The following is a 14,360-nucleotide window of genomic DNA, read 5'->3' as shown; positions in this document are numbered from 1 at the left end:
CACGGGACGGATTTAAAGGTTTTGTGCTTCTAGTAGGGTACCACAGTTCACAGGCTACGTTCAGGTTCGGCGAGAGACCGCTCACGGTGAGGCGACTGCGGAAATGAAGCGCACACCAAGTCTCTAAATGGACAAACAATAATCCGGGGTGTGTGTTCTACGAATGTATGTTAGGGTAATGGCATCAACCGATAACATTCCGCTGAATTCCACACGTTGCTGTATGGATAATTCTGCGGTTTACACAACCACACACCAGAAAAGAACCAACAACGATGTTCAACCGTACTTCTATTGCCGCGCTTTCTGCGGCAATGATGCTCACCCTGTCCGCTTGTTCCGGCGGCGCGCAGGTCAACGCAGAATCGAGTGCTTCCACCTCCGCGAGCACTGAGTCGGCGAGCACTGAAGCTTCCGCGACTCCCACTGCGACTCCCACGCCTTCGCCCACCCCGACCGGCCCGTCTGGCTCCGAAATCGAACTGATTTACCCAAGCATTGACGTGAATAGCAACACGAAGGAAGCCGCTGAGGCAACCAATAAAGCTGCACACGCCGCATTGGAGCAGCATTTCCGCCTTTGGAATGCCTGGAGGCACGGGGATATTGAACACACCAGCGATGAGGAGCTGGTCCGGTACGTACATAAAGACGTGCTCGGAAGCGTAAAGAAGACTGTAGAGAATTTTTATGAGCTCTCTCAGGAAGCTCCCGCGAACGGCGATATTATCTTCCGTGATGCTAAGACAAAAGAGATTTACGGAAGCATTAAGGATGACGGGTCACGCGTATACAATACCGGCGTGGTTATCACCTACTGTGAAGACTGGAGCGATCTTCGCCGGGTAGATGGTGAGAAAGTTGATTCACCTCTGCAGACGCGAGAAATCACTTTTATTCGCCGTGCAGAGGATGGTGCGTTCGTTATTGCCAAGATGCGAACCGTACATAAAGGTTGCGGAGGCGAAGCAGATGCTACGAACGAGGCGACCGCACCTGCTCAAGGTGAGTAGCTGATACTGACCGAGGCGCATGCCGGGCACGCGGGGCGGGCGCTCCGTCCTCAAGGCGCTCAGCGCCGCAGAGGGGGCACTCCCCCGCCTGCGGGCTCCGGTTGCGTATCCAACAGCCAGTCACCTTTCCCTTACCCGTCTATATCGGCACAACCACACACCAGAAAAGAACCAACAATGATGTTTAACCGTAGTTCTATTGCCGCGCTTTCTGCGGCAATGATGCTCACCCTGTCCGCTTGTTCCGGTGGTGCGCAGGTCAGCGCAGAATCGAGCGCTTCCACCTCCGCGAGCGCTGAGTCGGCAAGCGCGGAAGCTTCTGCAACTCCCACTCCTTCGCCCACTCCGACGGGTTATGAGCCCGTGCTGATTCGTGCGAACGTTGATCTGGATAACCCGTCGAAGGAAGCAGCAGATGCGACCCTCAAGGCTTCATACGATGCGTTGGAACAGTACCGACGCGTTTGGAATGCATGGATGCATGGGAGCCTGGAGCACACGAGCGATGAAGAGCTGCTCCGATACGTGCATAAAAACTTCCTGGAAGACACAAAGGAAGAAGTGGAGAATATTCAAAAGTTCACAGAAGAAAACCACGGTCCTATCAAGGGCGAAATTGCCTTCAATAACATCGATCCAGTCACCTATGGAACCATGAACGACGATGGTTCTGTCTCATACAACACCGGCGCAACCATCACGTTCTGTGAAGACTGGAGCAACGTTCGCTCTGCTGAGGGTAAGAAATTTAAGGACCCGCAGCTAACGCGACGGGTCTTTGTTGTTCGCCGTTCTGAAGATAACGCGTTCGTTGTTATCAAGTCTGAAACCCTTCATAACGGTTGCGGAGACGAAGCAGACGCTACGAGCGAGGCGACCGCATCCGCTCAAAGCGAGTAGCTGATACTGCACGAGGCGCACACCGGGCACGCGGGGCGGGGGCTCCGTCCTCAAGGCGCTCAGCGCCGCAGAGGGGGCACTCCCCCGCCTGCGTTGTCCGGTGAAGCCTCGACTGTTGCCACCAGCTCCTACCCACGGGCTCCGGTGAAGCCTCCACCGCTGCTACCAACAAACCCTGCGAGCGCATCCGCACCCAATACGGAACCCCATGCAGAACTGCACCAACCAAACGCAACCTAGACACAGAAAACCCCCGCCGTCCTGTAGCGAACTACAGTACGGCGGGGGTTTCACGTACGCTCCCCTGCGGGTGCATCCTCAACGGCGGCAAACCAACCAGTCATAAAAGCTGGCGAGCAGGCCGCGGCGAGACGTGTTACGCGAGCAGGGTCGGCTTCACCTGACGGAGCTTATCCAGCAGACCGTTCACAAACTTCGGAGATTCATTCGTGGACAGCACACGCGCCAGACCGACAGCCTCAGAAATTGCGACAGCATCCGGAACTTCGTCATTGTACAGAAGCTCCCAAGTGCCAATACGCAGCACGGCACGGTCCACGGCGGGCATACGCTCGAAGGACCAGTCACGGGCGTAAGTCTCAACAAACTCGCGGATCTCTTCGTCGTGGTCGCGGACGCCACGAATGATTTCCTCAGAGTAAGCAGAGATCTGCGCTACCGTGTACAGTCGGCGGCGGCGGAGTACCTCAATATAATCTTCGTTGCGCTGATCCGCCTCGAAGAGCACTTCGAGGGCGCGCAATCGGGCTTTAGTACGCGAATTCATTAGTCGTTCACGCGACCGAGGTACTCACCGGTGCGGGTGTCAACCTTGACCTTGGTGCCGGTCTCCAGGAACAGGGGAACCTGGATTTCGTAGCCGGTCTCAACGGTTGCGGGCTTGGTGCCGCCGGTGGAGCGGTCACCCTGCAGGCCGGGCTCGGTGTAGGTGATTTCGAGGACCACGGATGCGGGCAGCTCGATGTACAGGGGGTTGCCCTCGTGCATTGCGATGGTTGCGGTCTGGGACTCGAGCATGTAGTTTGCTGCGTCGCCGACAACGGTTGCGGGAACGTTGATCTGGTCGTAGGTCTTCATGTCCATGAAGACGTAGTCGTCGCCGTCCTGGTACAGGTACTGGTAGTCGGAGCGGTCAACGGTTGCGGTTTCGATCTTAGCGCCAGCGTTGAAGGTGCGGTCGACGACCTTGCCGGAGGTAACGTTGCGCAGCTTGGTGCGGACGAATGCGCCGCCCTTACCGGGCTTAACGTGCTGGAACTCTACGACGGACCAGAGGTTGCCGTCAATCTTCAGGACGGCGCCGTTCTTAATATCGGTAGTGGATGCCATGGGGCTCTCCTTCGTGTCATCGACGCTCACGCCGTAGTGGTACCCAGCGCGGCGCTAAGTTTTCAATGAGCAAAAATATGTCCCGTACATTCTACAGGATGCGCACGAATTTGCCTAGCAGGGGCGCCACAGATTTTCTGCGGCACCCTGCTGGCTGGCGCGTACTGACTGTCATGTGCTGGCAGATACGTGCCGGGTGCGTCCGGTGAATGTACGGGACTCATCACCTACTCGGAGATAACTTCCTGGTAGGTCATGTACAGAATCGAATCGTCCGGCACCTCGTAGACGCGCGGGCGAGCCAAACCGTCAAGAATGATGAAGCGCAGCAGGTTGCCGCGTGCCTTCTTGTCGCGGCGCATTGCTTCGAGCAGCTGGGGCCATGCGTCTGCCTTGTAGGAGGTAGGCAGGCCCAGGGATTCGAGGATGCGGCGGGTGCGTGCCACGAGCTCTTCGTCGGCGTGGCCGGTTGCCAGCGCCAGTTCGGCGGCGTAGACCATGCCGACGGACACTGCCGCGCCGTGACGCCACTGGTAGCGTTCGTTGCGCTCAATGGCGTGAGCGAGGGTGTGGCCGTAGTTCAGGATTTCGCGGCGGCCGGATTCGCGCAGGTCCTCGGAGACGACCTCAGCCTTCACGCGCACGCTGCGTTCAATGAGTTCACGCATCACGGCGGACTGCGAGTCGCGCACGGCGTTCGGGTTCGCCTCAATCAGGTCAAGGATTTCGGGGTCTGCGATGAAGCCGCACTTGACGACCTCACCCATGCCGGTCAGCAGCTCATGTTCAGGCAGGGTGCGCAGGGTGCCGATTTCGCAGAGCACTGCGGCGGGCGGCCAGAACGCGCCGACCAGGTTCTTACCTTCGGCGGTGTTGATGCCGGTCTTACCGCCCACGGCAGCGTCCACCATGCCGAGCAGGGTGGTCGGAATGTGGATGACGCGCACGCCGCGCAGCCAGGTTGCCGCGACGAAGCCGGCAACGTCGGTAATGGCGCCGCCGCCCACGGAGATGATTGCGTCGGTGCGGGTGAAGTCGTTCTGACCGAGCACCTGCCAGCAGAACGCCGCCACCTGGTAGTGCTTTGCCTCCTCAGCGTCCGGAATTTCGGCGCTGAACGATTCGTAGCCCATGGCACGCAGGTCTTCCATGACCAGCTCACCGGTGGAACGCAGGGCACGCGGGTGAATCACGAGCACCTTCTTGGCGCGGTTGCCCAGAATTTCGGGAATTTTACCGAGCAGGTTGTGGCCGATGAGAACCTCATAGTTCTCACGCGGGGAGCTGCCGGTCACCGGGATGCGGGTGATATCTTCCGCGCCGGAGGCACCGAAAGTGGGGGTGGGCTGAGTGCTCATCATGTGTCCTTTCACAGGTGAGGGGTTATGCTTGGGGGCGCTGCGCGCGGGAGGCACGGGTTGCGGTCACGTACGCCTGGATTTCGGCGGTCATCTCGGTGATGGGGCGGCCGCCGCGAGCGTCCAGGGTAAAGTGCGCCAGCTCTTCGTACCGGCTGCGGCGGCGCTCAAAAATTTCGGTCCACCGCTCAACCGGGTTCGGCTGCAACAGCGGGCGGGTCTTGTTGCCGGTAATGCGCGGGGTGACGGTCTCGGCGTCAACCAGGATGTACACCACGCACTCGTCCTTGAGGAGCTCCGCAACCGAATCGGTCATGGGCGCGCCACCGCCGAGCGAAAACACCGTGTTGCGGTACACCGGGGAGGTCAGCACCTCTTCGATGGTCTTGCGTTCCAGCTCGCGAAAGTGTGCCTCACCGAAAATCTCGAAAATTTCGGAGACCTCACCGTAGCGTTCCACAATCAGCTGGTCGGCGTCGAGGAACTCGTAGCCGTAGAAACGCGCCAGGTGCGTACCAATGTAGGTCTTGCCTGCCGCCATGGGGCCAATGAGCACGATGGGGCGGGAGCGTTCCGCGAAGTTTTCGTGCATTTCACGCACCTGCTGCGGGTGGATGCGAGCGCCGGCGGACTCGTCTTCTGCGAGCGCGGTGAGCTCTGCGGGGACGGCAAGCTCTGCGGGTGCCACAGATTCAGCCGGTACTACAGGTTCGGCGGGCGCAGCAACCTGAACCTTGCCGAACAGCGCCGGAGTCGGACGAATCGGCTTGGGGGGTTCAGCCGCGGGCACAGCTACGGAAGTTTCGGACACACCTACGGGGGCTGCGGGCGTGACCGGTACAGGCTGGGGTTCAGCCTTCTGCACGGGAACAGAAGCGCTCTCCCCCGCCGCCTCTGCAGGCTGAGCCTGCTTCGGAGGTGCAGGCTTGGGCGCAGCAGGTTTCGGCGCGGCCGGTTTCGGAGCTACGGGCTTGGCAGGTGCAGGCTTAGGCGCAGTCGGCTTGGGTGCTTCCGCCTTCTCGGGTTCCTTGTGGGGTTCTTCTTCGGCGGTGCCCATGCCATGCAGGGCGCTGAGCAGCTTCAGGCGCAGGTCCTCGTCCAGGCCGAGCGCCGGGTCGGCATCCTCAGACACCGAGGAGGCGTACAGGCGCACACCCTGCGTGTTCGCGGCAGCGGCGGGCAGGGGGCGAACACCCGAACGCATCAGGTCAGCCGGGGTCGGCACGCGAGACGCCGCGCGGGCAGCAGAAACCGACGCGGCAGCCTTGGAGCCTGCCTCAGAAGCTGCAGAAGAGCCAGAAGCGCCCGCCTCATGCGCAGTAACCTCAGCGGATACAGCCTGCTCGGCCTCCACCGCGGCGCCGGAATCCGATACACCAGAATCCGGGCGCGGCGAAGCGCCCCCTCGCGCACGCTGCGTTGCCGCAGCAATACGCGCAAGGGGGCTCGAAGCGACCGGGCGAACACCCTGCTCCACAGAAACCTCCCCGGAACCGCGACCCTTCGCGCCGCGGTCCTCTGACTCCGCCGGAAGGGGCACTACGCGTCCCAACCGGCAACGTTAGACTCCCACGCCAGAGACGCCGGAATAGCATCCAGGTAGGAATCCATGTTGCGGCGAGTCTCACCAATCGAGTCGCCGCCAAACTTCTCCAGTGCCGCCTCAGCGAGCACCAGGGCGACCATGGCCTCCGCCACCACGCCGGCGGCGGGAACAGCACACACGTCCGAACGCTGGTGGTGGGCGCGAGCCTCTTCACCGGTGGAAGTGTCAATGGTCTTCAGAGCCTTCGGCACGGTCGCAATCGGCTTCATTGCCGCGCGCACACGCAGCAGGTCGCCAATGCTCATGCCGCCCTCAATACCACCTGCACGGTTGGTATCGCGGGTAACACCGTGCTCGCCAATGGAAATCTCGTCGTGAGCGGCAGTGCCGGGGCGGTCAGCGGTCGCGAAACCGTCGCCAACCTCAACGCCCTTAATAGCCTGAATACCCATCAGCGCTGCGGCAAGGCGCGCGTCCAGGCGGCGGTCCCAGTGCACGTACGAACCCAGTCCGGGAGGCATACCGTACGCGAGCACCTCAACCACGCCGCCGAGGGTCTCACCGTCCTTGTGTGCCTCGTCCACACGCTGAACCATAGCGTCCGAGGTCGGCTTGTCGAAGCAGCGCAACGGGTCAGCATCCAGCTGCTCAACGTTGCGAGGCGAAGGCACCGGGGCGCCTTCAGGAGCGTGCACGCCGCCCACAGCCACGGTGTGAGAAACCAGCTCAACACCCAGAGCCTTCAAAATCTGGGCGGCAACCACACCAAGAGCCACGCGGGTCGCAGTCTCACGTGCGGAGGCGCGCTCCAGCACCGGGCGAGCCTCAGAGAAGTTGTACTTCTGCATACCCGCAAAATCGGCGTGACCGGGGCGCGGACGGGTCAGCGCAGCATTACGCGCACGACCCTCAATCAGCTTCGGATCCACCGGGTCGGAGCTCATCACGTCAGTCCACTTGGGCCACTCGGTGTTCGCAATCTCAATCGCGACCGGGCCGCCCTGAGTCAGGCCGTGACGCACACCGCCCAGGATGCGCACGCGGTCCTCCTCAAACTTCATGCGGGCACCGCGGCCGTAGCCGAGGCGGCGACGAGCCAGGGCGTCACGCACCATGTCGCTGGTGAGTTCCACACCGGCGGGTACGCCCTCAATAATGCCGACGAGCGCCTCGCCGTGGGATTCTCCGGCAGTGAGCCAACGCAGGGCCATAGGTTAACCTCTTTTCATCGCACCCGCACCGCAGCGCAGGAGGAAGGAATAATAATTCTTCACGTGTATAAATAGTGTATAAAATGCCCGTTTACTGAGCGAGTGAAAGCACGCTTTTTTCACGAAACGGAAGCACGAGGCGCAAGATCAACCGCCGCGCACATCGCATTGATTAGACCCAGCAGTTCGGCGGGCTGCAGTTCACGGCCGGTAAACAGCAGAACCTGCTCCACCGCCTGATACAGCAGCATCTCCAGGCCAGAAACCACCGTGCCGCCGTTCGCCTCCCAGGCGCTCGCCAGCACCGAAGGCCACGGGTTATACGCAACATCGAGCAGTACCGGCCGGTGCGTTGCGGAGGCGCCCTTCAGCCCGCTCAGCTGGCTCGCCCATTCATCCGCCGCATGCGCCGGAAGCGTAGAAATCACCGGGTGATGACCGCGCTCCGCAAGATTCTGCGGCAGCTCAGCCAGGGAAACCTGCTCCAGCTGAACGCCCAGGCGGTCCGCCGCCTCCTGCACGCTACCGAGCTTATGCAGGGAACGGGCGTACACGCTCACACGGGAATACCCCAGCTGATGCAGAGCGGTCAGGGCGGAAATAGCGGTCGCTCCCCCACCCACAATCGCGGCAGAATCCTTGAGCGGCTGCGGCTCCAAACCGGCGTGGCGCAGCGCGTTCACAATGCCGATCACATCCGTGTTATCACCCAGCACCTTCTCACCGCGCGGATACACCGTGTTCACCGCACCGGTCACGCGGGCAGTCTCACTCAGCTCATCGCAATACTGAATGACCGCGGTCTTCAACGGCATCGTCACCGACAGACCCGCAATATACGGGGCGTCCTCCGTACCGTCCGGGTGGCGCACCCCGCGCATAATCGCCGGCAAATCATCAGGCAGAGTATCGCGGCGATCATAACCCAAATTCTGCTCACCCAAAAAGTCATACGCGGCACGATGCAGCGCAGGCGACAGCGAATGCGCAATAGGGTGCCCCAGCACGTAGGCACGGCGAAGATACGGGGCTTCGCGGTACGGTTCAGTCTTCATCGATAGATACTCTTTCGCTCTCAACGCTTGGGGCTTGCGGACATGCACACCACGAACCCGCGTTCATGGGCGCACCCTACCATTTTAAGGGACAAACCAATATTCAGGTATAGCCCAACAATCAAGCACCCCCCCAACCGAGCACCCCCAAAATCCGGGTACAGCAAAGGCGGGCACCTCCCCCACTCTCGTGGAGGCGGTACCCGCCTCAGCAAGGAACCTTCAGTCCAAAGCTACCGAATCATAGCTACCGGCTAAACCGATTAGCTACAGCGGTTCGGGTGCTTAGAACACCACTGGTTGTACTCTTCAACGTAACGCTGGTGCTCAGCGTAAGTGCGGGAGTACTTAGTCTCACCGGAATCCAGGTCCACAGTCACCCAGTAGTAGTACGGGTTCTTCTCAGGAGCCGCAGCAGCCTTAATCGAAGCCAGCTGCGGGGAACCAATCGGACCCTTCGGAAGACCCTTATTCGCATAAGTGTTGTACTTATTGCTCTTATCGGCCTTCTGCTCTTCAGTCAGGTGGTACGAACGGACACCCAGACCGTAAGTCACGGTCGCATCCGACTGAATCAGACCCGAGGTCTCACCATCGGGGTTGTTCAGACGGTTCTCAATGATGCCTGCAACCGCCACGTAGTCCTTCGGCTGAGCCTCAAGCTCCACGATGGAGGCGATGGTCAGCACCTCGAAGGTCTTCTGGTCGCCGCTCACGCCGGCTTCCTTCAGGTCAGCCTTGGTCTTATCAACCATGGTCTGAATGACCTTCTTAATGTCGGTATCCTTCGGGAAACGGTACTCACCCGGGTGCAACCAACCCTCAATCGAGGGGAAGTTGCTCGGCACACCGTACTGGGTGTAGTTGCTGATTGCGTCCTCAACCTGCTTGCGGGTGAACGCGCCATCGGAGCCAGAAACAATCAGGTCAACGGTCTCGCTCACGCGCTTACCCTGCGGGATTGCCAGGTACAGAACGTTGCTGTTCGCCTCAATAATGGTGCTAATAGCGCTCGAGCTGCTCATGTGCTGCTGCAGTTCGTAGGTGCCAGGCTGCAGGTACTTGCCCTTGCTCTCCTTGGTGTACACCTCAACGAACTTATCAGCATCAGCAATAACGCCAGCCGCCTCAAGTTCCTCAGCCACCTGCGCGGTGGACTGGCCAGAACGAATCGTGAACGTCACGGTCGTGCCGTTACCGCCACCAGAGTAGTCACGAGTCTTAAACGGGTCGTAGCGGGTAATCAGGGCACCAGAAATGATGACCAGCGCCACGACAAACAGGGAAATTGCGCTCAGCATGATGGCGCGGCGGCGGCGCTTACGTGCACGCAACGTAGCCACCGACACGATTTCCTGTTCCATCGTGATGCCGGTAATGCCCTTACGTTCATCCTCAGCCGTCGGCCTAAAGAGGTCGAGCCCGCTTTCTTCGGGCTGTTTATTCTGTTCGGTCACTGAAGGTTCTCCGTTTCGTTGACGGCACCGACCGTTGTCCCTTCTGACTCGCACGGTCGGTTTTCTTCGTGGGCCGGATCGCTCACCTTGTACCCGGCTACGGACTGCCCCGCCTTGAGGGCATCCAGGCTGTACTGCAGAATGTTCACAGCCGCCACCTGGTCAACCATAGTCTTGAAATCTCGGCTGGAAACCCCAGCCTCGTGCAGTGCACGGTGAGCGCTCACGGTGGTGAGTCGCTCATCCACCAGCCAAATGTTAATGTGTGTTTTCTCTTCGGCATCCAGCTCGGAGCGCAGAGCCTGAGCGTACTCCCGAGCCATCTCAGTGGAGGGAGAATCCCCACCACGCATGGTCTTCGGAAGGCCGACGAACACCTCCACCACCTCGTTCACCTCAATCAGCTTGCGCAAAACACGGCGGTCAGAGTTCTTCTTCGCGTCGCGGCGCAACGTCTTGAGCGGGGTGGCAAGAATGCCGTCGGGGTCGCTGAGGGCGGTGCCGACGCGGGCATTACCCACATCGACACCCATCCGCACTCCGCGCTGGAATTCTGCCATATTTAGGCCTGAGCCTGTGCGATAGCGTCGCGGACAGCGTCCAGTGCAGCACCAATCTTGGATGCGTCCTGGCCACCACCCTGAGCGACGTCGTCCTTACCGCCGCCACCGCCGCCGAGAACACCGGCAGCAACGCGGACCAGAGCGCCAGCCTTCACGCCAGCCTCACGAGCACCCTCGTTGGTTGCCACCAGGACGACGGGGCGGCCATTAGCCACACCCACCACGGCGACAACAGCGGCCTCGGAACCGAAGCGCGAACGCAGATCCAGAGCCAGCTCACGAACGCCGTTAGCGTCCAGTTCGCCAGCGTCATGTGCCAGAACGCGAACAGCACCAATGGTCTGTGCGTTCTCCAGCAGCTTGCCAGCCTCAGCCTGTAGCTTCTCGCGGCGCAGCTGAGCCAGTTCCTTCTCAGCAGCCTTCAGCTTAGCCAGGGTCTGGTTAATCTTCTCGGGCAGGTCAGCGGAAGACTGAACCTTCATCAGGCCGGTCAGCTGGTTCACCAGGGTACGCTCAGCAGCCAGGTGGTTGAAGGAATCCAGACCCACAAGAGCCTCAACACGGCGGTTACCGGAGCCAACAGAGCCCTCGGTCAGCAGGGTCAGCGAACCAATCTCAGCGGACGAACCAACGTGAGTACCACCGCACAGCTCGCGGGAGAACTCGCCGCCGATTTCAACAACGCGCACCACGTCGCCGTACTTCTCACCGAAGAGGCTCATAGCACCCAGAGCCTTAGCCTCAGCCAGCGGCATCTCACGGGTAATCACCTCGTGGTTGTCGCGGATAGCGAGGTTAGCGACCTCTTCAACCTCACGCTTAGCGGACTCGGACAGGCCCTCGCTCCATGCGAAGTCGAAGCGCAGGTAGCCTTCCTTGTTGAAGGAGCCACGCTGGGTAGCCTCGTTGCCGAGCACCTGGTGCAGGGCAGCGTGAATGATGTGGGTACCCGAGTGTGCCTTCTCGCCGTCGCGGCGGCGCTGAACGTCAACCTGTGCCACAACATCGGCACCGGTGTGAACCTCGCCCTCACGCACAACGGCGCGGTGAACGCTCAGGCCCTTCACGGGCTGCTGAACGTCCTGAACGTCAATAATGAAGCCGTTGCCGGTAATGACACCGGTATCAGCTGCCTGGCCACCAGCCTCCGCGTAGAACGGGGTCTCGTCCAGGACAACCTCAATCTTGTCGCCAGCCTTAGCAGCGGGAACAGACACGCCATCCACCAGGATTGCGCGCAGCTTAGTCTCGGTACGCAGCTCGGTGTAGCCGGTGAAGATGGAGCCGCGCTCGTCCACGAGTTTACGCAGCTCGGACAGGTCAGCAAACGCGCCCTTCTTCGCCTTAGCGTCAGCCTGCGCACGGTGACGCTGCTCAGCCATCAGCTCGCGGAAGGACTTCTCATCCACCTTCACGCCTGCCTCAGCAGCCATCTCCAGGGTCAGGTCAATCGGGAAGCCGTAGGTGTCGTGCAGAGCAAACGCCTCAGCACCAGAAACAGCGTTGGAGCCGTCCTTCTTAGCGGCGGCAACAGCCTCTTCCAGACGCTCAGTACCGGTCTCAATGGTGTGCAGGAACGCCTTCTCCTCAGCGTACGCAATACGGGAAATACGCTCGAAGTCGTCAGCAACGTACGGGAAAGCACCCTTCATCGCATCACGCGAAGCGGGGAACAGCACGGGCAGGCAGGGCTCAGTAACGCCCAGCAGACGCATCGCGCGAATCGCACGGCGCATCAGACGGCGCAGAATGTAGCCGCGACCCTCGTTCGAGGGGGTCACGCCGTCAGCAATCAGCATCAGCGAGGAACGGATGTGGTCAGCCACCACGCGCATACGCACGTCGTCCTCGTAGCCCTCATCCTCAGCAGACTCAGAGCCGTGGTACTTCTTACCGGACAGCTCAGAAGCAGCGTCAAGCACCGGGCGGACCTGGTCGGTCTCGTAGAAGTTCTCAACACCCTGCAGCAGCATAGCCAGACGCTCAACACCCAGACCGGTATCGATGTTCTTCTTCGGCAGCTCGCCCAGAATCTCGAAATCGTCCTTGCCGATGCCCTCGCCACGCTGGTACTGCATGAACACGAGGTTCCAAATCTCAATGTAACGGTCGTCGTCAGCCGCCGGGCCGCCTTCCTTACCGTACGCGGGGCCACGGTCGTAGAAGATCTCCGAGTCGGGGCCTGCAGGGCCGGGCTGACCGGTCGACCAGTAGTTCTCCTTCATGCCCATGCGCTGAATACGCTCGGCAGGGAAACCAACAGTCTTAGTCCAAATCTCGAACGCCTCATCGTCACCCTCGTAAATGGTGACCCACAGGCGCTCAGGATCCAGACCGAAACCACCCTTATCCTGAGGGGTGGTCAGCAGCTCGTAAGCGAACGGAATCGCCTGCTCCTTGAAGTAATCACCAAAGGAGAAGTTACCAGCCATCTGGAAGAAAGTACCGTGACGCGCAGTCTTACCGACCTCTTCAATATCCAGAGTGCGGATGCACTTCTGCACGCTGGTCGCGCGGGAGAACGGAGGGGTCTCACGGCCCAGGAAGTAGGGAATGAACGGCACCATACCGGCGATGGTGAACATAGCGCCGGGCTCGTTCGAAATCAGCGATGCCGAAGGCACCACAGTATGGCCGCGGGAAGCGAAGAAATCGATCCAGCGCTTGGAAATCTCCTGTGAGAGCATCTCGTTCCTTAGAGTAATCTGTGCGAAATTCTAAATTAGTCTACTGACCTATGGTGCCTGCCCGAGAGCAAAATGGCTAATCGAGCCAGCCTCGTACCGTGGTTTACGGGCGAAGACACCACCTTTTAAAACCTAGTTGAAGAAGCCGTCGCCGAGCTGACGGTCACGCGCAATACGCTGCTCACGCGCTCGCTTCTGAGCCTCTTCCAAGGAGGCAATCTCAGCCTCCACCTCAATGAGTTCACGCTCAGCCAAGCGGCGGTTCGTGGACTCAATCTCAGCCGAGCTCATCTGGCGGTCCCACGTATCCAGGGAGCCAGGACGCAAATCCTGCTTCTGGCGCTCCACCTTAGCGTTGAGCTCCATCTCCTTCTCCTGCATGCCCTCACGCACGCGGGCGGCGAACTCAACAGCACGCAACGCATACGGCTGCAGGGGCTTGCCAATCGGCGAATCGAAGAACTTTCCCATCTGAGACTCCGGGTTGAGGGCAAGCTCACCGTGCTCACGCATGAGCAGGGCGCTGCCGGGGGTACGCTGAGCAGGTTCGGAGGCGGTGGCACGCCTGGAAGCGAAGTAACCAACCGCCGCGCCGGCGCCGAGCAGAAGAGCTGAACGAAGCAGACCCATTAGTTCTCACCGCCTGCAGAGTAAGAGGACTGTGCCGAACCGTACTGACCACCAGCGTGGGTGTTGCCGTGTGCATCGCCGGACTTGCCGCCGCGGAACGCCTGACGCACACCGTACGAGAAGGACGCAACCTTAATCAGCGGCTGACCCACAGTCGAGGTCACCAGCGAGGACAGCGCAGAAACGTTCGCGGACGCATCCGAAACGTTCGAGGTGATGTCGTCAACCTTCTCCAGCTGCTCATTGGTGGTCACCACAGTGCGGGTCACCTCTTCAATGAGGGGGCCGGTGCTCTGGTTCAGCGAACGAATCGTCACGATAAGCTCATCAAACACCTTAGTCAGGCGAATAATGGGTAGCGCAAGAAGAGCCACCAGAATCGCAAAAACTCCTGCTGCAATCAGGCCCGCAATATCTCCGCCGGTCATCTATAACCCCATTCCGCTCAATGCATGATGCTTATCAATAGTCGTACAGGACCGCGTGCCACCGTGGCACGCAGCCGGATTGTGCGTACAGTTCAGGACTGTATACACAGCTCAATCCCCTATTTTAGTCGAAAAATCCTTCAAGCGCCCCCTAAACTCTCA

At 60.2% G+C, this 14,360-nt stretch carries 13 protein-coding genes; 2 read left to right on the top strand and 11 right to left on the bottom strand.

Features of this window, described 5'->3' with window-relative positions; genetic code table 11:
- Window positions 1-275: 275 nt before the first annotated feature.
- Both AB8C10_RS03885 and AB8C10_RS03880 read left to right on the top strand, forming a co-directional pair.
- Window positions 276-1,013 carry a methyl coenzyme M reductase subunit gamma gene (locus AB8C10_RS03885; RefSeq protein WP_368866889.1) on the top strand — a complete coding sequence of 246 codons (738 nt, stop codon included), beginning with the start codon at window positions 276-278 and terminating at the stop codon, window positions 1,011-1,013.
- A gap of 177 nt (window positions 1,014-1,190) precedes the next feature.
- Window positions 1,191-1,913, top strand: a complete 723-nt coding sequence (locus AB8C10_RS03880; protein WP_303988894.1) for a methyl coenzyme M reductase subunit gamma — start codon at window positions 1,191-1,193, stop codon at window positions 1,911-1,913.
- Between the two features lie 376 nt (window positions 1,914-2,289).
- On the opposite strand, the gene nusB is transcribed toward AB8C10_RS03880, so the two are convergent.
- The 11 genes from nusB to AB8C10_RS03825 form a co-directional block, all read right to left on the bottom strand.
- Window positions 2,290-2,700, bottom strand: a complete 411-nt coding sequence (nusB, locus tag AB8C10_RS03875) for a transcription antitermination factor NusB (protein WP_005505934.1) — start codon at window positions 2,698-2,700, stop codon at window positions 2,290-2,292.
- Window positions 2,700-3,263 carry an elongation factor P gene (gene efp / locus AB8C10_RS03870; RefSeq protein WP_219101370.1) on the bottom strand — a complete coding sequence of 188 codons (564 nt, stop codon included), beginning with the start codon at window positions 3,261-3,263 and terminating at the stop codon, window positions 2,700-2,702. The genes nusB and efp overlap by 1 nt, the downstream gene beginning before the upstream one ends.
- A 227-nt stretch (window positions 3,264-3,490) precedes the next feature.
- A complete protein-coding gene (gene aroB, locus AB8C10_RS03865) occupies window positions 3,491-4,621 on the bottom strand; it encodes a 3-dehydroquinate synthase (RefSeq protein WP_368866888.1) in 1,131 nt (376 codons plus the stop codon).
- A gap of 25 nt (window positions 4,622-4,646) precedes the next feature.
- A complete protein-coding gene (locus AB8C10_RS03860; protein WP_368866887.1) occupies window positions 4,647-6,161 on the bottom strand; it encodes a shikimate kinase in 1,515 nt (504 codons plus the stop codon).
- Window positions 6,161-7,378, bottom strand: a complete 1,218-nt coding sequence (aroC, locus tag AB8C10_RS03855) for a chorismate synthase (RefSeq protein WP_368866886.1) — start codon at window positions 7,376-7,378, stop codon at window positions 6,161-6,163. The genes AB8C10_RS03860 and aroC overlap by 1 nt, the downstream gene beginning before the upstream one ends.
- Window positions 7,379-7,497: 119 nt before the next feature.
- Window positions 7,498-8,433 carry a shikimate dehydrogenase gene (locus AB8C10_RS03850; protein WP_368866885.1) on the bottom strand — a complete coding sequence of 312 codons (936 nt, stop codon included), beginning with the start codon at window positions 8,431-8,433 and terminating at the stop codon, window positions 7,498-7,500.
- Window positions 8,434-8,696: 263 nt separating this feature from the next.
- Window positions 8,697-9,890 carry an endolytic transglycosylase MltG gene (gene mltG, locus AB8C10_RS03845; protein ID WP_368866884.1) on the bottom strand — a complete coding sequence of 398 codons (1,194 nt, stop codon included), beginning with the start codon at window positions 9,888-9,890 and terminating at the stop codon, window positions 8,697-8,699.
- Window positions 9,887-10,450, bottom strand: a complete 564-nt coding sequence (ruvX, locus tag AB8C10_RS03840) for a Holliday junction resolvase RuvX (protein ID WP_368866883.1) — start codon at window positions 10,448-10,450, stop codon at window positions 9,887-9,889. Before ruvX ends, mltG begins: the two co-directional genes overlap by 4 nt.
- A 2-nt stretch (window positions 10,451-10,452) precedes the next feature.
- Window positions 10,453-13,140: an alanine--tRNA ligase gene (alaS, locus tag AB8C10_RS03835; protein WP_368866882.1), complete on the bottom strand. Its 2,688-nt coding sequence runs from the start codon at window positions 13,138-13,140 to the stop codon at window positions 10,453-10,455.
- 132 nt (window positions 13,141-13,272) lie between these two features.
- Window positions 13,273-13,770 (bottom strand): peptide chain release factor 4, encoded by a 498-nt coding sequence (locus AB8C10_RS03830; RefSeq protein WP_304270123.1) that lies wholly within the window; start codon window positions 13,768-13,770, stop codon window positions 13,273-13,275.
- Window positions 13,770-14,198, bottom strand: a complete 429-nt coding sequence (locus AB8C10_RS03825; protein ID WP_311452823.1) for a DUF948 domain-containing protein — start codon at window positions 14,196-14,198, stop codon at window positions 13,770-13,772. The genes AB8C10_RS03830 and AB8C10_RS03825 overlap by 1 nt, the downstream gene beginning before the upstream one ends.
- Between the last annotated feature and the right edge of the window lie 162 nt (window positions 14,199-14,360).

The organism is Rothia mucilaginosa, assembly GCF_964210535.1.
Taxonomy (GTDB): domain Bacteria; phylum Actinomycetota; class Actinomycetes; order Actinomycetales; family Micrococcaceae; genus Rothia; species Rothia mucilaginosa_F.
The sequence above is the reverse complement of the archived record's forward strand: the minus strand, read 5'-3'. Positions and strand labels throughout refer to the sequence as shown.